The organism is Rhodococcus sp. WB9 (genome assembly GCF_007558985.1).
Classification (GTDB): domain Bacteria; phylum Actinomycetota; class Actinomycetes; order Mycobacteriales; family Mycobacteriaceae; genus Rhodococcus_F; species Rhodococcus_F opacus.
Genome location: NZ_CP041769.1, coordinates 1,146,235 through 1,166,547, shown reverse-complemented (window position 1 = coordinate 1,166,547; position 20,313 = coordinate 1,146,235). Strand labels below are relative to the sequence as shown.

General features: G+C 66.9%; 20 protein-coding genes. 7 read left to right on the top strand and 13 right to left on the bottom strand.

Annotation, left to right across the window (positions count from 1 at the left end; translation table 11 throughout):
* The first annotated feature begins 90 nt into the window (after positions 1-90).
* Together FND50_RS05615 and FND50_RS05610 are read left to right on the top strand one after the other, a co-directional pair.
* Positions 91-1,362 (top strand): MFS transporter, encoded by a 1,272-nt coding sequence (locus FND50_RS05615; RefSeq protein WP_144285049.1) that lies wholly within the window; start codon positions 91-93, stop codon positions 1,360-1,362.
* Positions 1,359-2,375: a hypothetical protein gene (locus FND50_RS05610; protein ID WP_144285048.1), complete on the top strand. Its 1,017-nt coding sequence runs from the start codon at positions 1,359-1,361 to the stop codon at positions 2,373-2,375. The genes FND50_RS05615 and FND50_RS05610 overlap by 4 nt, the downstream gene beginning before the upstream one ends.
* A 51-nt stretch (positions 2,376-2,426) precedes the next feature.
* On the opposite strand, the gene FND50_RS05605 is transcribed toward FND50_RS05610, so the two are convergent.
* Entirely contained in the window at positions 2,427-2,978 is a 552-nt protein-coding gene (locus tag FND50_RS05605) for a TetR/AcrR family transcriptional regulator (RefSeq protein WP_144285047.1), read from the bottom strand.
* Positions 2,979-3,023: 45 nt separating this feature from the next.
* Here FND50_RS05605 and FND50_RS05600 point away from each other — a divergent pair, with 45 nt between their 5' ends.
* Positions 3,024-3,545 carry a thioesterase family protein gene (locus FND50_RS05600; protein WP_144285046.1) on the top strand — a complete coding sequence of 174 codons (522 nt, stop codon included), beginning with the start codon at positions 3,024-3,026 and terminating at the stop codon, positions 3,543-3,545.
* Positions 3,546-3,689: 144 nt separating this feature from the next.
* Here FND50_RS05600 and FND50_RS05595 read toward each other — a convergent pair whose 3' ends face one another.
* Genes FND50_RS05595 through FND50_RS05575 form a run of 5 tightly spaced genes read right to left on the bottom strand, consistent with a single transcriptional unit; the run spans position 3,690 to position 8,701 of the window.
* Positions 3,690-4,484: an IclR family transcriptional regulator gene (locus FND50_RS05595; protein WP_144285045.1), complete on the bottom strand. Its 795-nt coding sequence runs from the start codon at positions 4,482-4,484 to the stop codon at positions 3,690-3,692.
* A 42-nt stretch (positions 4,485-4,526) separates the two neighbouring features.
* The gene (locus tag FND50_RS05590; RefSeq protein ID WP_144285044.1) at positions 4,527-5,540 is read right to left on the bottom strand and encodes a hypothetical protein; all 1,014 of its coding nucleotides are present in this window, start codon (positions 5,538-5,540) and stop codon (positions 4,527-4,529) included.
* Positions 5,541-5,567: 27 nt separating this feature from the next.
* Positions 5,568-6,875, bottom strand: coding sequence for an MFS transporter (locus FND50_RS05585; protein ID WP_144285043.1), 1,308 nt, complete (start codon positions 6,873-6,875; stop codon positions 5,568-5,570).
* Between the two features lie 36 nt (positions 6,876-6,911).
* A complete protein-coding gene (locus tag FND50_RS05580; protein ID WP_144285042.1) occupies positions 6,912-7,457 on the bottom strand; it encodes a hypothetical protein in 546 nt (181 codons plus the stop codon).
* Positions 7,457-8,701 carry a phosphotransferase family protein gene (locus FND50_RS05575; RefSeq protein ID WP_144285041.1) on the bottom strand — a complete coding sequence of 415 codons (1,245 nt, stop codon included), beginning with the start codon at positions 8,699-8,701 and terminating at the stop codon, positions 7,457-7,459. The genes FND50_RS05580 and FND50_RS05575 overlap by 1 nt, the downstream gene beginning before the upstream one ends.
* Positions 8,702-9,051: 350 nt before the next feature.
* On the opposite strand from FND50_RS05575, the gene FND50_RS05570 reads away from it, so the two are divergent.
* The 4 genes from FND50_RS05570 (at position 9,052) to FND50_RS05555 (ending at position 12,893) form a co-directional block, all read left to right on the top strand.
* Positions 9,052-9,858 (top strand): enoyl-CoA hydratase-related protein, encoded by an 807-nt coding sequence (locus FND50_RS05570; RefSeq protein ID WP_144285040.1) that lies wholly within the window; start codon positions 9,052-9,054, stop codon positions 9,856-9,858.
* An 88-nt stretch (positions 9,859-9,946) separates the two neighbouring features.
* The gene (locus tag FND50_RS05565) at positions 9,947-11,083 is read left to right on the top strand and encodes an acyl-CoA dehydrogenase family protein (protein ID WP_144285039.1); all 1,137 of its coding nucleotides are present in this window, start codon (positions 9,947-9,949) and stop codon (positions 11,081-11,083) included.
* Positions 11,084-11,112: 29 nt separating this feature from the next.
* Positions 11,113-12,009, top strand: coding sequence for an SDR family oxidoreductase (locus FND50_RS05560; RefSeq protein ID WP_144285038.1), 897 nt, complete (start codon positions 11,113-11,115; stop codon positions 12,007-12,009).
* Positions 12,010-12,155: 146 nt separating this feature from the next.
* Positions 12,156-12,893: a PaaI family thioesterase gene (locus tag FND50_RS05555; RefSeq protein WP_260850916.1), complete on the top strand. Its 738-nt coding sequence runs from the start codon at positions 12,156-12,158 to the stop codon at positions 12,891-12,893.
* A gap of 18 nt (positions 12,894-12,911) precedes the next feature.
* Here FND50_RS05555 and FND50_RS05550 read toward each other — a convergent pair whose 3' ends face one another.
* The 7 genes from FND50_RS05550 to FND50_RS05520 all read right to left on the bottom strand — a co-directional run bounded on the left by FND50_RS05550 (position 12,912) and on the right by FND50_RS05520 (position 20,247).
* A complete protein-coding gene (locus tag FND50_RS05550; RefSeq protein ID WP_144285037.1) occupies positions 12,912-14,441 on the bottom strand; it encodes a long-chain fatty acid--CoA ligase in 1,530 nt (509 codons plus the stop codon).
* Positions 14,442-14,477: 36 nt separating this feature from the next.
* Complete coding sequence (locus FND50_RS05545; protein WP_144285036.1) at positions 14,478-15,512, bottom strand: phosphotransferase family protein; 1,035 nt, start codon at positions 15,510-15,512, stop codon at positions 14,478-14,480.
* Between the two features lie 36 nt (positions 15,513-15,548).
* Entirely contained in the window at positions 15,549-16,400 is an 852-nt protein-coding gene (locus FND50_RS05540; protein WP_144285035.1) for an enoyl-CoA hydratase/isomerase family protein, read from the bottom strand.
* A gap of 5 nt (positions 16,401-16,405) precedes the next feature.
* The gene (locus tag FND50_RS05535) at positions 16,406-17,215 is read right to left on the bottom strand and encodes an enoyl-CoA hydratase/isomerase family protein (protein ID WP_112300226.1); all 810 of its coding nucleotides are present in this window, start codon (positions 17,213-17,215) and stop codon (positions 16,406-16,408) included.
* A 78-nt stretch (positions 17,216-17,293) separates the two neighbouring features.
* Complete coding sequence (locus FND50_RS05530; protein ID WP_144285034.1) at positions 17,294-18,484, bottom strand: CaiB/BaiF CoA-transferase family protein; 1,191 nt, start codon at positions 18,482-18,484, stop codon at positions 17,294-17,296.
* On the bottom strand, positions 18,485-19,456 hold the full coding sequence (locus FND50_RS05525; protein WP_144285033.1) for an EamA family transporter: 972 nt from the start codon (positions 19,454-19,456) through the stop codon (positions 18,485-18,487).
* 5 nt (positions 19,457-19,461) lie between these two features.
* Positions 19,462-20,247 (bottom strand): enoyl-CoA hydratase/isomerase family protein, encoded by a 786-nt coding sequence (locus tag FND50_RS05520; RefSeq protein ID WP_144285032.1) that lies wholly within the window; start codon positions 20,245-20,247, stop codon positions 19,462-19,464.
* Between the last annotated feature and the right edge of the window lie 66 nt (positions 20,248-20,313).

Here is a 20,313-nt window from a genome sequence, read left to right as displayed (position 1 = left end):
GCTCTCATGCTGTGACGAGCGCCACTCAGGTGGCTCGCCCGCACCCCAAGTCCACTGTTCGACCATCGACATCGATCGACAGGAGCTCCCATGAGCACAGAGTCCACGCGGCATCTGAACCGCTGGTGGTACGTCGTCACAGGCTTTCTGACTCTGCTGTTCGGCACGACAGCGGTCAACGTCCTGTTCAACATCCTCGGCAAGCCCATGACCCAGGAGTTCGGCTGGGAACGAAGCGTCATCAGCAACGGCCTGTCCATCGAAACGGTGCTGGTGGGCATCAGCATCGTCATCCTGGGTTTCCTCATCGACCGGTACGGGCCCAAGATCCCCTCGGTTCCGATGTCGCTGGCGTTCGGAATCGGCCTGATGCTGATGGCCGCGCTGCCGAACAATCAACTCGTCTTCTACCTGCTCTGTGTCGTGATCGGCGCCGGCGCGGGCGCCGTGAACCCGGTGGCGCACTCGACCGTGGTGAGCGCCTGGTTCCAGGACCGTCGCGGCATGGCGCTGGGCATCCTCATGGCCGGCCTCGGCTCGTGCGGAGTACTCATGCCGTATCTGGCCAACTGGATGCTCGGCATCGGCGGATGGCGGATGGCGTTCCTGGTCATCGGCGCCCTGTGCACGGTCATCCCGGCCGCCGTCTACGCCTTCGTCACCCGCATGCCCGCCGAACACGAGGCCGAGCGCGTGGCCGCACGCCAACAGGGCCGGATGGCCGGGGAATCGCTGCTCACCATCGCGAAGAAGTACCGGCAGTTCTGGCTGCTGTCCGTCGCCATCTTCTTCGTGTCGTCGGCGACGTTCGGCCTGATGTCCCAGGTCGTGCCCATGACGACGGACAAGGGCATCAGCCAGGGCACCGCCGTGTCCATCCTGTCGGTGCTGAGCCTCGCGTCGATCGGAGCACGACTACTGGTCGGCTATCTGCTGGACCGGTTCTACGCCCCCGTCATCGGCTCGATCATCTTCGCCCTGTGCGGAGTCGGCGTCTTCCTCATGATCACGTCCTCGCAGACCGGTGTACTGTTCGCCGGCGCCGCCCTGATCGGTCTGGGTCTGGGCTCCGAGGGCGATCTCGCCGCCTACATGGTGAGCCGGTACTTCCCCAAGCACTCCTACGGCCGGGTGCTGGGATTCATCTACTTCCTGTACGCGCAGGGGTCGGCGTTCGGCATCTTCCTGCTCGGGCAGGTTTACGGCGCCACCGGTTCCTACAGTGCCGGCGCGCTTCCGATCATCGTCCTGGTCGGCGTCGCCATCGCGTGCCTGCTGATGATGGGTTCCTACCGCTTCACGCTGGACCATCGCGAAATCGGCGCCGACAATGTGACCGTAGAACAGAAGGAGCACGTATGACCGACGGATTTCACGACGCCCTGGTGACGCGCAGCACCGAGGAGATGCCGGAGAAGTTCTTCGACCGGTTCATGTTCAATCTCCACCCGGACGGAACCGCTGCACCGTCGGTGATCCTCGGCGCGGGGGTCTACCCGCCGCGGAACGTCGTGGACGGCTTCGTCGTCCTCACCACGGAGTCCGAACAGCGCAATCTCCGCTTCTCCACCGAGCACTCCGACACCGACGGCGCCTCAGTCGGACCGTTGACGTGGGAAACCGTGGAGGACAACACAACCTGGCGAATCCAACTGGGCGAGAACAAGACCGGACTCGTACTGGATCTGCTCTGGCGCGCACGGGCGCCGTACTGGCTCGGATCGGTGGACGTGAAGAACACGGACGGCAACGTCACCGCATTCGATCACCTCTTCCAACCCGGTCGCTACGAAGGCACTCTCAGCCTCGACGGAACCACGACGGACGTCGGCGGCTGGTACGGCCTGCGGGACCGCTCGCGCGGCGTGCGCACGATGTCCGGGGGCCAGGGCCTGCACATCTGGTATCAGGCCCAGTTCCCGGACCGCACGTTCGGATTCCTCCTCGTCGAGGACCGCGTGGGCGGACGGATCCTGTTGGAGGGCGCCGTCATGCACGACGACGGCCGACTCGACGACATCACCGACGTCCGGCACGACCTGGTGTTCACCTCGGGCAACGACCTGGCCTCCGGAACGGTGGAGATCGTGACCGCCGGCGGCGCCACCTACCGCGTCGACGCTGATGCCTCGGCGGGCGGCGGCTACATGGCGGGCGGCGGCTACGGCGGGCACCACGGCAAGGTCCGGGGCCGCGACCACGAGGAGTTCGACGTCTACCCACTGGACGGGACCGTGGGGCCGAAGACTCTCGACTCGGCCCTGACCGACCGGTGCTGCACGTTCGAGTGGGACGGGCAGACCGGGTACGGGATCTTCGAGTTCGCGCTGTCGCGGTCGTCGTCCTACGCGTACCGCGCCAGCATCGCGGCGTAGTCCGATGCGTGCCACTGCCCCTGCACCCGCCGACAGTGCAGGGGCAGTGTGCTAGTCGCGGAACGCGTCGAGACCCTCGCTCGCCATCCGCACCATGTGGTCGGCCAGCCCGGCCGTGCGGGTCACCTTGGCCGGCCAGTACGCGATCGAGAAGATCATGCCCAGGCACGACTGGGTGGCCACCGACACCTCCGCCGGTGATGCGGCGGGGATCGACCGCGCCACCGCAGCCTCCCAGCTCTGGACGTACTGCTTGCGCCGGCGATTGATCGCCTTCCGCCACGGATCGACCAGCGACCGGTCTTCACGCTGGCTGACGTTCACGAGATGGCGGTGCCGGGCCGCGAAGAGGGCATGGTGCCGGATCATCCGCTGAAGATCGAGTTCCGCGTCGTCGTGCACAGGTTCGGTGGCGCCGATCAACTCGTCCATCGCCTCGTCGAACAGGGTGGCCAGGATCTCGTCCTTGCCTGAGAAATGACGGTAGATGGCGGGACCGCTCAGGCCGGCACGAGACCCCAGCTCATCGACACTCGTACCGTGAAAGCCTTTTTCGTAGAACAGCTCTGCGGCAGTGTCGAGGATCTTCCGGTTCCGGTCCACCGCGCCATTCTAGCACCGGTTGTGAACGATCGTTATAGTGGATCGATGACGATACCAGCCGAAATCCCCTCCTACCGCCAGGTGGTCGCACTGCCCCGCGAGTGCGGACCCGTGCTCGTTCCGTCCGCCTACGAGGACGAGAACGGCCACATGAACATCCGCCACTACTTCGACCTCGAGGCGCAGGCGATCGCGGAGGTATTCGACCGGATGGGGATCACCGACGACTACCGCGCCACCAACGGCCAGGGGTTCTTCACCGCGGAGCACCACATCCGCTACTACGCGGAGGTTCACGTCGGCGACCGGGTGTCCGTGCACGCGCGGATCGTCGCCCGCTCCGACAAGGTGGTGCACGCGATGGCGTTCCTCGTCGACGACACCACCGAACGCCTCGCCAGCACCCTCGAGGTCACCGCCACCCACGTCGACCTCACCAGCCGCCGGGTGGTGCCCTTCGCGGACGACGTCGCCGGTGCGGTCGACCTGGAGGTCGCCCGCACCGACGTCACCTGGCCCGCCCCCGTCTGCGGCGCCATGGGCATCCGCGCCCGTGCCCGGGCCTGAGCGTCGTTCCGACCGCTCGGGGCAGATGCGCACCTTTTCGGTTCCCGCACACGTTCCGGGCACCGACAGGAGGTGCGTGAACCGAAAAAGTGAGCGCGCATCGCCCATGCCCGGTCCACGCCGATGACGTGGTCGGTGTCCAACTCACATGGTGTCGGACGGCCTCAGGTCACGAATACGCGACTCGATTCCCGCTGCTGCTCTGCGCATCTGGGAAACGACTCCCGCCTCCATGCCGGCCCGGAGGCGGGTCGTCGGCAACGCGACGACCAGGGCGCCGAGAGCGTCCCCCTCACCATTGCGGAGACAGACGGCGACGGACGATAAGCCGACCTCGACCGCATCCACCGCTGTTGCGTACCCCTTCTCGGACACAGCCCGTAATTCCCTCTGCAGTAGGGCGAACTCCGCAGGCGCCAGCCGGTCGGCCGACAGCGCATGGTCCGACTGGTACAGATCCGCAAGTGCACAGTCGTCGAGTTGCGCAAGCAGCACTCGGCCGCCGGCCGACGTGCGGGCAGGTGGAACATGCCCCTGACGATTACCGACCCTGAGCAGTTTCTCCGACTCGACGGCTCCGATCACCCGGGATTCGATGCCGGTGCGCACGACGAGATTTACCGTCTCCCCCGTCAGCGAGGCTAATTCGTGCATCGAGTCGAGGCACGCATGGCGGAATGTCCGGGTCCAGGACGACCCGGTGGGTCCGACCCCGATCGACGGCCCCGGGAGGTACCTCCGCGACTCGTCCTGCACGACGAAGCCGTGGTAGATCAGCATGGCGAGCAACCGATGGGCGGTCGACTCGGCCACGCCGATCTCCTCCGCGGCGTCTTTCAACCGGAGGCTGCCGTGGTCGCGAACTGCGTTCAGCAACAGAAGCGCATTGTGCACGGACTCGATCATGTAAGTCGGCTTACTGATCGGCCTCGTCTTCATACCGGGATGATAGTTCGGCGTCGCAGCATCCGAGAAGGACACTCAGACGGAGACAAGCCCGCGGGTGTCGGCCTGGAACCGGCCGAAGTTCCTGTTCAACTCGGACAGGTGCCGGGTACTCATGACCACCCCGTACCCGTCGCGGCCCGCGTATGTCCACCGCATCATGGCGTTGTGCACCATCGCGGTCGGCGCCGCGATCCAGGGCGCCCCGACGTTCGGCGTGGCCTGGAGTCGGAACTTCCTCCCGCGCACGTCGGTGACCGTCATGTCGATGCCGGTACACACCATCCCGAGGTGTGTGCTAATCATCTCGAGTTCGTCGGTGAGCCCATACACCTCGCCGTTGTCCATCACGTATCCGTGCGAGAGCTGGAATGCGTCCGGATTCGCCGCCTCGGGGTTCCAGGGGCAGATCATGTGGAAGGCGAGGTCTTCGCCGAACGTCGCCGAGACGATGTGGTTCGGCTTCCCGGCCTTCATGGGGTCACGCGGTCCCCAGCTCCGATCCATCCGCTCGATGGAGTCCACGACGTACTCGCGGCCGCGGACGATCATGGTACCGGTCGCACGGCCGGTGGCGTCCCCGTGTCCGATCACCTTGCGTGCGCCCGGCTCCAGGTCGGCGTGGATATCGGCGGCCGTGCCCGCTTGTGGGCTGTGCTGCGGATCGTGAATGTCGAACGGGTCCATGAGATTCACCCAGTCGACGTGGATCTCGGTGCCGTCGTCGGCGACGTAGTCGATGCGGAACTTGCGCGGCGCGTCGACCGAATCGATCGACAGTCCGATCGGCGAATCGATCCGCGTGAACGATGCCGGCGCGGGAAGATGCGGATTCTCGTTGTAGTGCAACAGTTCCGCTCGGGTGTCGGTGAGCGAGCCGCAGACCATGACCTGGTTCCACATCACCCCGAGGCTCGGGCGCACGTTCGTGTAGATCAGCGTGTAAAGATTCGCCTCCGGTATCACGATCGGAAACAGGATCGTTTCGACCCACAGATGATCTGCTTCAGGGGGATTCTGGTACTCGAAATGCTCGGCGCCAAATGCCATTGTTCTCATTCCTCAGTTCTGATTGATCTAGTGGGTTCGGGATCGTGCGGCCGTACGGGCGGCGAAAATGCCCGCGATCACCGTGAGTGCGACCACGGCCATCGCGTAGTAGGCCGGGACGGTCGCACCGCCGAGGCCGGCGAGTGCCGCCAGGATGACCGGGGTGGGGCCCGCGAAGAGGGTCGTCGACATCTGCCATCCGAGGGACAGTCCCGTGTACCGCGTGTCGGTCTCGAACATTTCGGACAGCAGTGGGGTCACCGCCGCGATATTCGCGGCGACGACGGGGGTGACGACCACCATCACGCCGACCGCGAGTGGAAGCACACCGCTCGACAGCATCACCAGCGACGGATAGATCAGCACTATCAGCGTGACCGACGACACGAGCAGTTGAGGGATCCGTCCCACTCGGTCGGACAGTCGCGCAAAGGGAAGCACTGCAACGCAATACGCGACCAAACCGACGAAGGTGATCAACTGCGCGTCGGCGGCCGAGAAGTCCGTGAACTGCTTCAGCGCTGACGGCATGTAAATGAAGTACAACGCCATCATGCACGAGTTGGTCGCCGCGATACCGATGCCGATGAGCACCGAACGGTAGTCCCGTCGCAGTGTCGTCAGCAGCGGAGACTTCTGCACGCGCCCCTCCCTGGACAGGGCGGTGAACGCCGGGGTTTCCTCGAGCCGGAAGCGGATGTAGAGGCCGATCAACCCGAGCGGCAGCGACAGCAGCAGTGGCAATCGCCATCCCCACGAGGACATCGCCTCGGGCGACAGGGTCCGGGTCAGCGCCATCGCCGTTCCCGATCCGAACAGCATCGCCCCACCCACTGTCAGCGAAATGAATCCGACGAAGAAGCCCCGCCGGGAAGGCGGCGCGAATTCGGCGATGAGCGACGTCGCCCCGCCGTATTCACCGCCCGCGGAGAGTCCCTGCACGAGACGCAGCGTTGTCAGGAGAACCGGTGCGGCGACACCGATCTGGTAATACGTGGGCAGCACACCGATGCCTGCCGTGGCGAGGGTCATCAGCGTGATGACGACGGAGAGCACGACTCTCCTGCCGTACCGGTCGCCCAGCGGCGCGAAGATCACCGCGCCGAGGGGGCGTGCCACGAAGCTGGCGGCAAAGGCTCCGAAGGTCAGCAACAGGCTGACGAACGAGTTCCCCGTGGGAAAGAAGGCCTGCGCGATGTACGTCGCCACGTAGCCGTAGATGACGAAATCGTAGTACTCGACGAAAGTTCCGAAACTGGCGGCTGAGATCGCGCGCCGACGAACGTCTTTCGAGACCGTACTGTCGGTGGCGGTGGAAATCACCTCGGATGACATGTTTTCTCCTGATCCATGGGGCAGACGGTGCGTCGGCTAGCGGACGCGGGACGTGGCGGCGGTGCCGAGCAGAGAGCGGAGCGGCGGGACTGCAGCCGGGTCCGGATCGACACCCTGGGGCAGGAACCACGACCGCTGCATCTCGACGAGTGGTCGTGACTGGTCGAGCACAACGCGGCTGACCTCGACGCCCAAGGCCGGGTCCGTGGTTCGCGCCGATCGGACGATTCCGGCGATCGCTCGTGTCAGCTCGTCCGTCGCCCGGTCGAGTAGTCCGTATTCCGGGACTGCGAGCCGGTCGGTGGTACGCGCCGCCTCGAGGGCGTCCACGAGCAGTGACCGGGCATCGTGATCGACTTCCCGGTAGCCGCTGAGCCGCTCTGCCAGAGCGAGATACGTTCGGAACTCGTACAGCTTCCGCGGATACTCGTGGTGCGCGCGGTCGCGGTAGAAGTCGAGCACGCCGGCGATGACCCGCACCTGCTCGGCGGCCAACGAGTTCGATTCGCCCAGCGCCGGTGTCACCGTCGTGCGTAGCGAGCGGGCGGCCGCGTCGAATGTGTTCGCGGACTTGTTCACCATCAGAGAACCTCCTCGAGATCCGTGCCGAGTTGATGCGCCATCAGATATCCGGTCGCCTCGAGTCCCGTCAGCAGGACGTCCTGGTGGGTCTTCCCGAGCTTCGAGACGCGGTAGGCCGAGCCGAGCGCGGTGACGACGGACTGATATTCGTTCAGGATCCGGTAGAACGTCAGTTTGTCCGGGTCGACGGTGAGGCCGGATGCCGCCTCGTACTGCTCGAAGAAGTCGGCGGTCGGCAGCAGACCCGTCGCGAGGAACTCCGCACCGTCCTCGGACGGGTGGCCGAACGGGTACAGCGTCGCCCACGCCAGGTCGCGGTGGCGGTCGCCGAGGAAGCTGCGCTCCCAGTCGAGTATGGCCGTGACGGATCCGCTGTCCTCGTCGAACAGGAAGTTCCCACCGCGATAGTCGCCGTGGACGAGACTGACACGGTCGAGGATGGGCAGGTTGTCCTCGAGCCAGCCTTCCGCCACATCGAGTAGCGGAAGGTATTCGCCTCTGTCCTCCTCCCACACCCGTCTCGCCCGATTCAACTGCCACAGGGCGCTCTCGGTGCCGCCCACCGCGGGCATCTCGTAGTGGTCCAGTGGGGCTGCCGCGACATCGAACGTGTGAATTCGCGCGAGGAGATCGACGAACTGCGGCGCCAGGACGTCGCGGAGTTCGGGACCGAAGTTGATGCCGATGCCGGCGATCCGGCTCTGGGCGCGGCTCGGCTTCGCGGATCCGTGCACCCAGGTATAGACGAGCGCTGGCTCCGGGAACCACCTGCCGTCTTCGTCGACCCATCGGACGGTCGGCACCGGCACCGTTCCGGCGAGGGCGTTGATCACCTCGAATTCCCGCATCCTGCTGGTGGCATTCAGGGACTCCGGCGGCTCCATGCGCAGAACGAGGTTCTCGGTCACTTCGCCGTCCACAGTGTGGTCGTACCGGAGGGTGAATCCCATCTGGATCTTCGACGCTCCGCCCGTCAGCCACCGCGCGTTCCGCACTTCGAATTGCGAAGACGGCAGTACGTCTCTCAGCATGTTCCCGAGTGCCGCAGTGAGAAGGCCGAGATCGAAGCTGCGGTACCCGTCGTCGGCCCGCCGCTCCATCTTGCGGGTCAGCATCCTGTCGTATTCGGCTTCGGTGGGGAACCGCGCGCGAAGCCCCTCGATGACCTCGGGCGTGGGCGCGTCGCGATCGGCGTCTGCGATCAGTCCGGGTATCTGCCGATCCCGGTGGATGGTTGCTTTCATGTTTTCCTCATCACGCTCATGGCGGGACACGCCGTGACCGGAGCGCTACAGCACGGCTCTCCGGGAGATTGGGCCTTGCGAGTCGGGCGGTCGTCGCCTCGACGTCCGGAACACTAATGTGACCGGGCACACACGTACAGAAGGTTCTGCTGTGCAGAGGATGGGATCGCGGCAACCAGGTCCTCGGCAGATAATGCAGACCAACTCCGCACCATAGTCGCAGGTCGCAGAGTTTTTCACCGTCCCTCTTGAAAACGCTCGTTATCAGCGCTATTTTCGTCATAAGGTAAGACCAAAAGAACTTCGCGGGGCTGGCGCTCCGCGGGCAACACGAAAGGACCAACAGGTCGATGAGTGACTTCACGAGTGACTTCACGGATGTGACGTACGAGGTCGAGAACGGACTCGCCTGGATCACGATCAACCGGCCCGAGCGGTACAACGCGTTCCGCGCGAAGACGGTCGACGAGTTGGTGAAGTCGTTCAAGAAGGCCTGGGGCAGCTCCGAGGTCGGGGCGATCGCGCTCACCGGCGCCGGCGAGAAGGCCTTCTGCTCGGGTGGCGACCAGAAGCAGCGCATGGAGACGGGCGACTACGGCCCGTCCGACAGCGGCCTGTTCGAGGTCGAGGCGCTGCACCGCGTGCTCCGCGATGTGCCCAAGCCCGTGATCGCCGCGGTCAACGGCGTCGCGGTCGGTGGCGGCCACGTGCTGCACCTGCTGTGCGACCTGTCCATCGCCGCCGATCACGCCATCTTCGGGCAGAACGGCCCGCGCGTGGGATCATTCGACGCCGGCCTCGGCACCGGCTACCTGGCGCGCGCGATCGGCGAGAAGCGCGCCCGGGAGATCTGGTTCCTCTGCCGCCGCTACAGCGCCGAGCAGGCCCTCGACTGGGGGTTGGTCAACAAGGTCGTGCCCGGTGACCAGTTGCGGGCCGAGGTCCGGGCGTGGGCGGACGAGATCCTGCAGCTGTCGCCGACGTCGCTGAAGGTGCTCAAGCAGTCCCTCAACGCCGACACCGAGCACTTCATCGCGCAGGGCAACATGGCCTACTCGACCCTCAAGCTGTTCGGTGAGTCCGCCGAGGCGATCGAGGGCATCAGCGCATTCAACGAGAAGCGCAAGCCCGACTTCTCCAAGTTCCGCGGCGCCTGACCCATGACTTCCGGACGGCGGGGCTGTCTCCCGCCTCGCCGTCCGGCAACTCACTTCCCAGGACTCGTCACAGAGAGCAGCAGGCCACATGCGTTTCACCCCAGAGCAACGAGAGTTCGCGGTCGCCGTCCGCGAGTTCTGCGACGCCGAATGCAAGACCCTCCAGCAACGTGACCTGTTGACCGAGGGCGGCACCGTGGCGAACAGCCCCCTCATCCTCGACAAGTTCGCCGGCCTCGGCTGGCTTGCCGTCTCACTACCGGAGGAGTATGGCGGTGGCGGCGCCGGAATGGTCGAGGAATGCATCTTCCTCGAAGAATCCGCACGCGGCCTCGCACCCATCACCGCCTATTCCACCGGCCTCACGGCAGCCCAGACCTACCTGCGCTACGGCACCGAGGAGCAGAAGCGCACCATCGTCGGGAACATGGCCGCAGGCAAGCTCGAGGCGATCGCCCTCAGCGAGCCCGGCGCGGGTTCCGACCTCGGTGGTGTCCGGATCAAGGCGGAACTGGTCGACGACCACTACGTCATCAACGGCCAGAAGACGTGGATCTCCGCGGCCCACGTCGCCGAGCACATCCTGCTTCTCGCCCGGACCGACAACACCGGCAGCAAACACCAGGGCCTGACCCTGTTCATGGTCCCGACCGATACGCCCGGCCTCGAAATTCACGAAATCAAGACCATGGAGGCCCGGACCTGCAACGACCTGTACTTCACCGACGTCGCCGTCCCTGCGAGCGCCGTCGTCGGCACACCGAACCAGGCGTGGCGCCACCTCATGCGGGGACTCAGCGTCGAACGCCTCATCATCGCAGCGATGGCACTCGGCGGCGCCCAGCGCTCACTCGACGACGTGATCGCCTTCGTCACCGAGCGTGAGCAATTCGGCCAGAAGATCAGCAGTTTCCAGGCCATCCGGCACCGGATCGCCGATCTAGCCACGGACATCGCCTTCGCGAAATCCTTCGTGTACGAGGTAGCAGAGCGGATCGACGCGGGCGAGGAAGACAACCTCAACCGCGAGGGCTCGATGGCTAAGCTGAGGTGTACCGAAATCGCGAAAAAGACCGCACTCGAGGCGATGCAGATGATGGGCGGCTACGGCTACACCCGCGAATACGGCATGGAGGAACAGGTCCGCCGCTCCCTGGCGCCGCCGATCTACGGCGGTACCAACGAGATTCAGCGCGAGATCATCAGCAAGAGCCTGGGCCTGTAGCCCTCGTTCCCGACCATTAGGACCAGCGCATGACCACATCCCCCTTCGCGTCCGACGCCCTCGCGGGCAAGCGCGTGCTCATCACCGGCGGCGGCACCGGACTCGGTCGCGGCGTCGCCCGCCACCTCGTCGACCACGGCGCCGAAGTCCACCTGTGGGGCCGCCGGCCCGCCGTCCTCGAAGAGGCCGCCGCGGAGGCATCCGTCTCCCGACCGGGCTCGGTGCACTGGCAGACCGTCGACGTCCGCAACGCCGAACTCGTGTCGTCCGCGATGGACGAGATCTGGACGCTGCACGGCCCGCTGACCGGCGTGATCAACAACGCCGCCGCGAACTTCATCGCCCCCACCGAATCGCTCAGCCCCCGCGCCTTCGAAGCCGTGACGTCGACCGTGATGAACGGGTCGTTCAACACCACCCACGCCGCGGGCCGCCGCTGGATCGAAGGCGGAACCAAGGGCGTCGTCCTGTCCACGCTCACCACCTGGGTGTGGAGCGGCTCCGCGTTCGTCGTCCCGTCCGCGATGGCGAAGGCTGCCGTGCACTCGATGACGATGTCGCTCGCCGTCGAATGGGCGCGCTACGGCATCCGCCTCAATGCGCTGGCCCCCGGACCGATTCCGACTGACTACGCGTGGGAGATGCTCAACCCCACCGAGAAGAGTGCCGTCGGCGCCACCCAGGCCGACCAGGTGCCGATGGGCCGGATGGGCACCATGGAGGAACTCGCCAACCTCACCATCTTCCTGCTCTCCGACGCCTGCGACTATCTCACCGGCCAGACCATCGCCATGGACGGCGGCCAAATGCTCGCCGGCCCCGGCACTTTCGCCGGACTGACGTCGATGAGCAACGAAGACTGGGCCGCCGCCCGGGAAAAGAGCAAGGCCGCCAGCGAAGCCGCGAAGGCCCAGCGCGGAGTCTGACCCACACGCATCAGGGAGGCCTGCCGACGACACTCGCGTCCGTCGGCAGGCCTTCTCCGTCTGTCCAGGAGGGACATGACCATCGAGGAGTCACCGCACTCCCCTTCGTCGCAACCGGTGCCGAAGCACTGTTCCGAGTAACACCCGTGACCGGCGACGCCACCCACGGCACGTCCACGATGACGACCGGACCATGGCTCTCCGACGAACGGGGGATTCCGTGCCGCGGTGCGCTCGGTGTGCTGATGGACGACGTCACGGGGGACCCGATCACCGCCCGCGCCCCGGCCGGGCACTGGTCCGTCACGACGGAACTTCACCTGGACTTCTCCCGCAGCCCTGCGCTCGACGGGTCGATCCTCCGCGCAGAGAGCGAAGTCGTCGCCGTCGATCCGGACGGGGGCCTGGCGAGTGGGCGGATCGTCGACGAGTCCGGACGGGTAGTGGCGATCGGAAGTGCCCGGCTCCGCTTCGTCGCCGCGGAGATTCCGTCCAGATCGTTGCCCGACGACATCACCTGGGCCGGAGCGGGTGCCTGCTCGATCATCGAACTGCTCGGCGCCCACCACAGGCGGGACAACGCCTCCGCCGGCCTCGAGCTCGAACCGTCGGAATCACTCCGCAATCCGCTGGGCAACGTCCACGGCGGGGTCCTCCTGTGCGCATCCGAGATCGCCGGCCACTCCGCGGTGACAGCGGAGGCCGAGTTCCGGACGACGTCGATCGCCATGTCGTACGCCCGACCCTGCCCGGGCACCGAACCGATCACCTTCGCGCCCAGAGTGATCTACCGCGGCCGCACCTTCGCCGTCGTCCAGGTGGTCGGGCGCAATCATTCCGGAAAAACCTGCACCACAGCGACGGTCACGTGTCATCGCGCGTGACCGTCGTCGTGCCAACAGTCAGGCGCCGGTGCCGCTCATCGCACGCAACTCGTGCTTGAGGACCTTCCCGGTCGTGTTCCGAGGGAGAAGGTCTACGATGCGCAATTCGAGGGGAAGCTTGTACCGGGCCAGTTCGGCGCCGGCGAATTCCCGGAGGGCCTCCAGGTCGAGACGCGCTCCCTGTGCGAGGACGACCACCGCCACCACACGTTCTCCCCATCGATCGTCCGGGGCACCGATCACCGCGACCTCGGCGACGGCCGGATGGCCGTACAGCACGCTCTCGACCTCCGCGGGGTACACGTTCTCACCACCGCTGATGATCATGTCCTTGAGCCGGTCCGCAATGTAGTAATAGCCGTCCTCGTCTTGGTAGGCCACGTCACCGGTGCGCAGCCAGCCGTCCGGGCCGAGCGCGGCGGCAGTTTCCTCAGGCATGTTCCAGTATCCCGGGGTCACGGTGTCGCCGCGCACGCACAGTTCTCCGTGCACGCCCGGCGTCGTCACCGCGTTGCCGTCGGCGTCGGTCAGCCGCACCTCGTTCAGCATGCCGGCGGTGCCGCACGACCCGAGCTTGTCCAGAGCGCGGTCCGTCCCCAGGAAGGTCGCACCGGTCGCCGCCTCGGTCAGACCCCAGCACTGACTCACGGGAATCCCGCGCGCCCCGTACAACCGCAGCATCGGCTCGGGGACCGGCGCCGCACCCGCGACGATGATGCGGACGCTCGACAAGTCTGCGGTAGCGAAGCGCTCGTGCTTGCTCGCGAACAACATCATGGCCGGCACCATGAACAGCGATGTCACCCGATACCGCTCGATGTCGTCGAGCAGCGTCCCCGCGTCGAACTGCTCGTGGACGACGACGTGGCCACCGGCCATCAGTGTCGGGAGCGTCATAACGCACATGCCACCGGAATGGAAGAGGGGCGCCGACGTGAGCGCCACGTGCTCGGCGTTGTAGTTCACCGCCAACATCCAGTTGACGTTGTTGGTCCACAGGTTCCGGTGCGTGAGTACGGCGCCCTTCGGCCTTCCTGTGGTTCCTGACGTGTACAGGATCAGGGCGGGCGAATCTGCGTCGACGGCGACCTCGCCGACGTGGCGGGGTCGCTGCGCCAGCAGGTCGTCGATTCCTTCCCAGCCGTCCGCGCCCTCGCCGATCCGCAGCCAGCAGTGCACGCCGAGGCCGTCGCGCACGTCGTCGACGGGGGACGTGTGCTCGGGGTCGGCAATGAGCAGACGGGCGTCGCTGTCCTGAATATTGTGCGCGAGTTCGCTACCCGTGAACCGGAAGTTGAGCGGCACGAATACCGCACCGAGTCGAGCGGTCGCAAAGAGTGCCACCAGAAACCGGCTGTGGTTGAAACCGACGTAGGCCACGCGGTCGCCCGCGCCGACTTCGCACGCGGCCAGCACGTCCGCGAAGCCTTCGATCTGGTGCTGCAGTTCGGCGAACGACAGGGTCTCACCGGCGAAGCTGAGTGCGGCCCGGTCTCCGTCCCGCTCGGCGCGGCGGCGCAGCCAGGTGGCCAGCCCGATCGGATCCATGCACACATCCCTTCTGAGACAGCGTTGACACAGGGGTCAGACCACGGACGATGCCAGCCCGGCCGCGCGGTGGGCGGCGTCGAGGAAGGCACGCACGAGTGCCCCGTCGCGGTAGTACTGATCACCGACTCCGGCGACGGCCCGGCGGCGCCCGTATTCGTACAGCACCGCCAGCTTCCACAGGGCCAGTGCCGTGTACCAGTTCAGGTTCGACAGGTCGGCGCCGGTAGCGGCCGCGTACCGCTGGGCCAATTCGTCGCGGGTCGGGTAGCCCTCCTCGAGGACCGCCACACCGAGGTCTTCGGTCGGGGTCCGCTGCTCCCCCTCGACCGGATAGGACGCGAGGAAATAGCCGAGATCGAACAGGGGGTCGCCGATCGTCGCGAGCTCCCAGTCCAACACTGCGGCAATACGTCCCGGCGAGTCCGGGGCGAGGATGACGTTGCCGATGCGGTAGTCGTTGTGGATGATCGCCGCACCGGACTCGGCGGGCACATTGGCTCCGAGCCACGCGTCGATGTCCGCGAACTCCGGCGGCGGTGTCCCGTCCTCGGCTGCCACCAGCCTGCCCATGCGGCGCAGGTGACGCTCGTTGAATCCCTCGGGCCGTCCGAGATCACCCAGTCCGGCGGCCTGCCAGTCCACCGCGTGCAGCGCGGCGAGGGTGTCGATCAGCGCCTCCCCGATGCGGCGCCGATCTGCGGGCGCGCTCAACGCGGATGGGGTCTCGACGGTAACCACCGGCCCCGCAACGTAATCCATGACGTAGAACGGGACATCGAGCACGTCACCGGTCTGGCCTACGGCGAGGACGTCCGCCACCGGCACGCCACTGCCCGCGAGGCCGCCCACGAGGCGTGCCTCCCGCAGCATGTCGTGGGCGCCCGGCGGAACCGGCGGAGGCGGGGGACGGCGGACAATCACCTGACGGACCCCGTCGGACACCAGGAACGTCAGGTTGGAGTGCCCGTCGCCGATCCGGGACGTCGTCAGCGGGCCGTCGGTGATGCCCCGATCGCGCAGGAACGTCTCCAGCGCACCAAGCGTGTCGGGCGTCCATTCCCAGGTCATGCGCTCGCCTCCATCCGTGTTCTCATTCGTTGATACCTACTGGCCGGTGAAGCGCGGCGCCCGCTTCTCCTTGAACGCGGCAAGCGCCTCCGGCATGTCGGCGCACCGGGTGAGCAGCGCCTGTCCCCGGTTCTCCAACTCCAGTGCCGCCGAGTACGACGTGACTTCCTGGTTCCGCTGCAGAGCCCGCTTCGACATCCTGACACCGCCCGGGGAGTTCGAGGCGATTGCCTCGGCCATCGCGACGGCCTCGTCGAACAGGTCCTGGCTCGGCACGACCAGGTTGGCCAACCCGATCCGGGCGGCTTCCTCGGCGCCGACGAAGCGCGCAGTGTAGGAGATCTCTGCCGCGCGACCCGGCCCGACGAGCCGGGTGAGCTTCCACGACGTGCCCAGTTCACCCACGGACAGACCGACCTTGACGAACGCCGCGTTGAATTTCGCAGTCGGCGCGACGAGGCGGATGTCGGCGGCGAGAGCGAGAGCCATCCCGCCTCCCGCCGCGGCACCGTGAATCGCCGCGATCACGGGGAACGGCAGGTGGTACAGCGCTGCCAACCCACCGGTCGCGGTCTCCTGGAACCTCAGGAACTCGCGGACACCCATTTCGGTGATGACGGAGATCTCGTCCAGATCGAACCCGGCACAGAACACCCGGTCGCCCGCGCCTCGGATGATCAGCGCCCGGGCGTCCGTGTCCCGCAATGCGTATGCGGCGGTGTTGAACTCCTCGAACATCTTCACGGTCATCGAGTTCATCCGGTCGGGCCGGTCGATCGTGAGGACGGCGATCTTGCCCTCGATCACCTCGAGGGTGAGGGTCTCCAGCTGGGGCGGCGTGTAGTTGCTCAGCACCGCTGTATTCTCCCGCGTTTCCGTCTGCGTCATGCCGGTCACCGCCCCGTGAACTTCGGGTTGCGCTTTTCCTTGAACGCCGCCAGGGCTTCGGGCATGTCCTCGCCGCGGGTGAGCAGCGCCTGACCGCGGTTCTCGAGTTCCAGCGCGGCGGCATACGACGACACCTCCATGTTCGCGTGGAGGGCACGCTTCGACAGCTGCACTCCGGCAGGGGAATTCGCACTGATCAGGCGAGCCATCGCGAGCGCCTCGTCGAGCAACGACTCGGCCGGAACGACGGCGTTCAGCAGCCCGAGGGACTCGGCCTCGACGGCCTCGATGAAACGGCCGGTGTAGGCGAACTCCGCGGCCCGTGCAGGACCGATGAGCCGGGGCAGGTGCCAGGAGGCACCGAGGTCGCCGGCCGAGAGACCGATCCGCACGAACGCCGCGTTGAACCGCGCCGCCGGCGAGCCGATCCGGATGTCGGCGGCGAGCGACAGGGACAGTCCACCGCCCGCGGCCGCACCGTTGACCGCCGCGATGACCGGGACGCGGATGCTGCGGATGGCCGCGAGTGCCCGCGCCGCCAGTTCCTGCTGGTCCAGCATCCCCATCGGCGTCAGCGACGACAGCCCTTCGGCGTCGTCGAGGTCGAATCCACCGCAGAACGCCTTACCGGCGCCGGTGAGGATCACGACACGGAGGTCGTGCTCGTGATCCAGTTGCAGCGCAACCTTCTCCAGTTCGACGAACATGGTGTTCGTCATCGAGTTCATACGTTCGGGGCGATTCAACGTCACGACGGCGATGCCGGGTTCCGGCCGCTCGAGCGTGAACGTCTCCCATGTGGTGGGCTCGGTCACGAGTTCACTCCTTCTCAAGTTCGGCGATTCCAGGTGATCGCCGTCAGTGTGTGGTCCGGGCGCGGCGCGTCCGGCCGGTCAGGTCTCTGTAGCGGCCTGGCGCACCGCGCCCGAGCGCAGCCAGTCGGCGACGCGGCCGGACCCGATCCCCCAGTCGGTCAGGATCTCGGTGGTGTGTTCGCCGGGCACCGGCGGACGGCGGTCCAGCGTCGCCGGCGTCCGGCTGAATCTGGGTGCCGGCGCCGGTTGGACGAGGCCGTCGACGTCGATGAACGCTCCGCGCGCGACGTGGTGCGGGTGCGACGGTGCCTCGTCGACGTCCAGGACGGGCGCAATGCAGGGTGTGCGCCCCTCGGCGGCGTCGAGCCAGTCCGCGAGGGTGCGGCCGCGCACGGCGTCGGCGAAGATCTTCTTCATCTGCGGCCACTGCGCACGGTCGTTCTGGTCCGGCAGGTCGTCGGGCAGGTCCAGAAGTGCCACCAGGTCGGCGTAGAAGTGCGGTTCCATCGCGCCGACGGCCAGCCACTTTCCGTCGGCGGTCTCGTAGGCGTCGTAATAGGGCGCGCCGCTGTCGACGATGTTGGTGCCGCGCTCCGTGTCCCACGTTCCGGTCTGCGCGAACCCGAAGAACGGTGTCGCGAGGAGTGCGGCGCCCTCGACCATGGAGGCGTCGATCACCTGCCCGAGCCCCGAGCGTTGCTTTTCGAAGAGTGCGGACACGATCCCGAGGGCGAGAACCATTCCCCCGCCACCGAAGTCGCCGATCAGACTGAGCGGCGGGGTGGGCGGTTGACCCTGCCGGCCGATGAGCGACAGGGCGCCACTCAGCGCCACGTAGTTGATGTCGTGGCCGACGTGCTGCGTGAGCGGTCCGTCCTGCCCGAAACCCGTCATGCGGCCGTAGATCAGCCCGGGGTTCCGTGCGGCGCATTCGTCCGGTCCGATGCCGAGTCGCTCGGCGACTCCGGGGCGGAAGCCCTCGATCAGGACGTCGGCGTCGGCTACGAGCGAGAGCACCACCTCCGCACCGTCCGGGTGCTTGAGGTCGACGGCGACCGAGCGGCGACCGCGGTGCAGCAGTTCGGCGCGGAAGTCGGCGTTCGGGCCGACCAACCCGGCACCGGCGGCACGGTCCACGCGAATCACGTCGGCGCCGAGATCGGCCAGCAGCATGGCGCAGAACGGCCCGGGTCCGATCGAGCCGATCTCGACCACCTTCAGGCCCGACAGCGGTCCGGTGAACGAGCGTTTCACGGTGTCCTGCGACATCTACCCGCCTCCCGCCAATTTTTGGTCCGATAATAATACCTTGGAACCGTTCGTGGCGGAATCCCCCGACGGTCGCGTTCGGGCATGCGCGCTGACGACCAGCACGACCGACAGCAGTACCACCGCTCCCCCGGCCACCAGCGCGGGAGTGACGGGCTCGGACAGCACGACCGATCCGAGCGCCACCGCGACCACCGGGTTCACATACGTATGGGTGGCCACCAGCGGCAGCGGGGCGTGGTGCAGCAGCCAGGCGTACGCGGTGAACCCGACGATCGAGCCGAACACCACGAGGTAGCCGAACGCACCCCACGCTCGGGGACCGATCTCGCCGTCCAGGCGTTCTCCCGTCGCGATCGATGCGAGCGCCATCGCCGCGCCGGCTGCCAGAAGCTGGTACATCGCACTGACATACACGTCGTCGGGCAGCCAGATCCGCGGCTTGATCCACGACCCGAACGACCACGACAGACTGGACAGCACGATGACGGCCACACCCACGAGCGGGAGTCCGGACCGGTCACCGCCGTGCGGCAGCACCAGGATTGCGAGACCGATCAGTCCCACACCGACACCGGCCAGTTCCAGCACCCGCGGCCGGTCGCCGGACAGGGTGCGGTAGATGCAGATCCACAGCGGCACCATCGCGACGAGGAGCGCCGTCACCCCGGAGGGAACTCCGTGCAGTTGGCCCACCGAGGTCAGGCCGTTGCCGCAGGCGAGCAGCAGCACACCGAGGAACGCGGCACCTGCCGTCTCACGCCAGGTGAGGCGCAGCCGCCGCCAGCCGCCGCGACAGGCCAGGAACGCGGCCATCAACACGGCGGCGAGCAGGAACCGTGCACCCATCGAGCCGAGCGGCGGGACCTCCTCGATCACCAGACGGATCGCGAGGTAGATCGATCCCCAGATCACATAGACGAGGAACAGGGCGAGCGCGATCGCACCCCTTCCGGCACGCCCGGACGACATGGCGCTCAGGAGAAGCGCGGAGCGCGCTTCTCGAGGAAGGCGGTGATGCCCTCCTTCGCCTCTCCGTTCTCGAACAGATCCTGCTCCTGGGCGACCTCGAACGCGAAGCCATCCTCGATCGGCGTGTCGAACGACGCGTCGACCGTGCGGATGACGGCGCGCTGCGCGGGCAGCGACATCGTGCAGAGTTCGGCCGCGAGCGCCTGCGCGGCGTCCGTCGCGGCGCCGGCGTCGACGAGCCGGTCGATCAGACCGATCGCGTGCGCCTCGGGGGCGAGGACCTGCCGGGCACTGAGCATGATGTCCAGGGCGCGGCCGCGACCCACGAGACGCGGAAGGCGCTGTGTTCCACCGGCTCCGGGGATCAGCCCCAGCTTCACCTCGGGCAGCCCGAACTTCGCGTCCGCGCCGCCGACCCGCAGGGTGCAGGCCATGGCGAGTTCGAGGCCACCGCCGAGCGCGAGGCCGTCCACCGCGGCGATCGAGATGCGGTCGGCCGAGGCGAGCCGGTCGAGTGCCCCACGGAGCCGATCGCCGTATGCGGTGAAGGACTCCGCGTCCACGGACGACATGTGCTTGATGTCGGCACCGGCCGCGAAGAAGCCCGGAATGTCCGAGCGGACGACGATCACCTTCACCGAGCCGTCGGCATCGGCCGCGTCGAGCGCCGCGTTCAGGCCGTCGATGATCGGCAGCCCGAGGGCGTTCGCCGGCCGACGCTGCAACGTGATCGTCATGACGCCGGCGTCGACGTCGCTCCACGCGACTGCGGGCGTTGCGGTTTCCGACATGCACACCATCCTTCTCGGTCCAGTCCCACGTGAGTGGCAATGTGCGCCCGGGGACGCATTGCCACT

Bases quoted from the DNA above. Each gene is read 5' to 3' on its own strand.
- FND50_RS05560 (WP_144285038.1), top strand. From the start codon at position 11,113: ATGACCACATCCCCCTTCGCGTCCGACGCCCTCGCGGGCAAGCGCGTG.
- FND50_RS05600 (WP_144285046.1), top strand. From the start codon at position 3,024: ATGACGATACCAGCCGAAATCCCCTCCTACCGCCAGGTGGTCGCACTG.
- FND50_RS05540 (WP_144285035.1), bottom strand. From the start codon at position 16,400: ATGACGCAGACGGAAACGCGGGAGAATACAGCGGTGCTGAGCAACTAC.
- FND50_RS05595 (WP_144285045.1), bottom strand. From the start codon at position 4,484: ATGAAGACGAGGCCGATCAGTAAGCCGACTTACATGATCGAGTCCGTG.
- FND50_RS05545 (WP_144285036.1), bottom strand. From the start codon at position 15,512: ATGACCTGGGAATGGACGCCCGACACGCTTGGTGCGCTGGAGACGTTC.
- FND50_RS05525 (WP_144285033.1), bottom strand. From the start codon at position 19,456: ATGTCGTCCGGGCGTGCCGGAAGGGGTGCGATCGCGCTCGCCCTGTTC.
- FND50_RS05580 (WP_144285042.1), bottom strand. From the start codon at position 7,457: ATGGTGAACAAGTCCGCGAACACATTCGACGCGGCCGCCCGCTCGCTA.
- FND50_RS05550 (WP_144285037.1), bottom strand. From the start codon at position 14,441: ATGGATCCGATCGGGCTGGCCACCTGGCTGCGCCGCCGCGCCGAGCGG.
- FND50_RS05565 (WP_144285039.1), top strand. From the start codon at position 9,947: ATGCGTTTCACCCCAGAGCAACGAGAGTTCGCGGTCGCCGTCCGCGAG.
- FND50_RS05585 (WP_144285043.1), bottom strand. From the start codon at position 6,875: ATGTCATCCGAGGTGATTTCCACCGCCACCGACAGTACGGTCTCGAAA.
- FND50_RS05575 (WP_144285041.1), bottom strand. From the start codon at position 8,701: ATGAAAGCAACCATCCACCGGGATCGGCAGATACCCGGACTGATCGCA.
- FND50_RS05570 (WP_144285040.1), top strand. From the start codon at position 9,052: ATGAGTGACTTCACGAGTGACTTCACGGATGTGACGTACGAGGTCGAG.
- FND50_RS05615 (WP_144285049.1), top strand. From the start codon at position 91: ATGAGCACAGAGTCCACGCGGCATCTGAACCGCTGGTGGTACGTCGTC.
- FND50_RS05610 (WP_144285048.1), top strand. From the start codon at position 1,359: ATGACCGACGGATTTCACGACGCCCTGGTGACGCGCAGCACCGAGGAG.
- FND50_RS05520 (WP_144285032.1), bottom strand. From the start codon at position 20,247: ATGTCGGAAACCGCAACGCCCGCAGTCGCGTGGAGCGACGTCGACGCC.
- FND50_RS05590 (WP_144285044.1), bottom strand. From the start codon at position 5,540: ATGGCATTTGGCGCCGAGCATTTCGAGTACCAGAATCCCCCTGAAGCA.
- FND50_RS05530 (WP_144285034.1), bottom strand. From the start codon at position 18,484: ATGTCGCAGGACACCGTGAAACGCTCGTTCACCGGACCGCTGTCGGGC.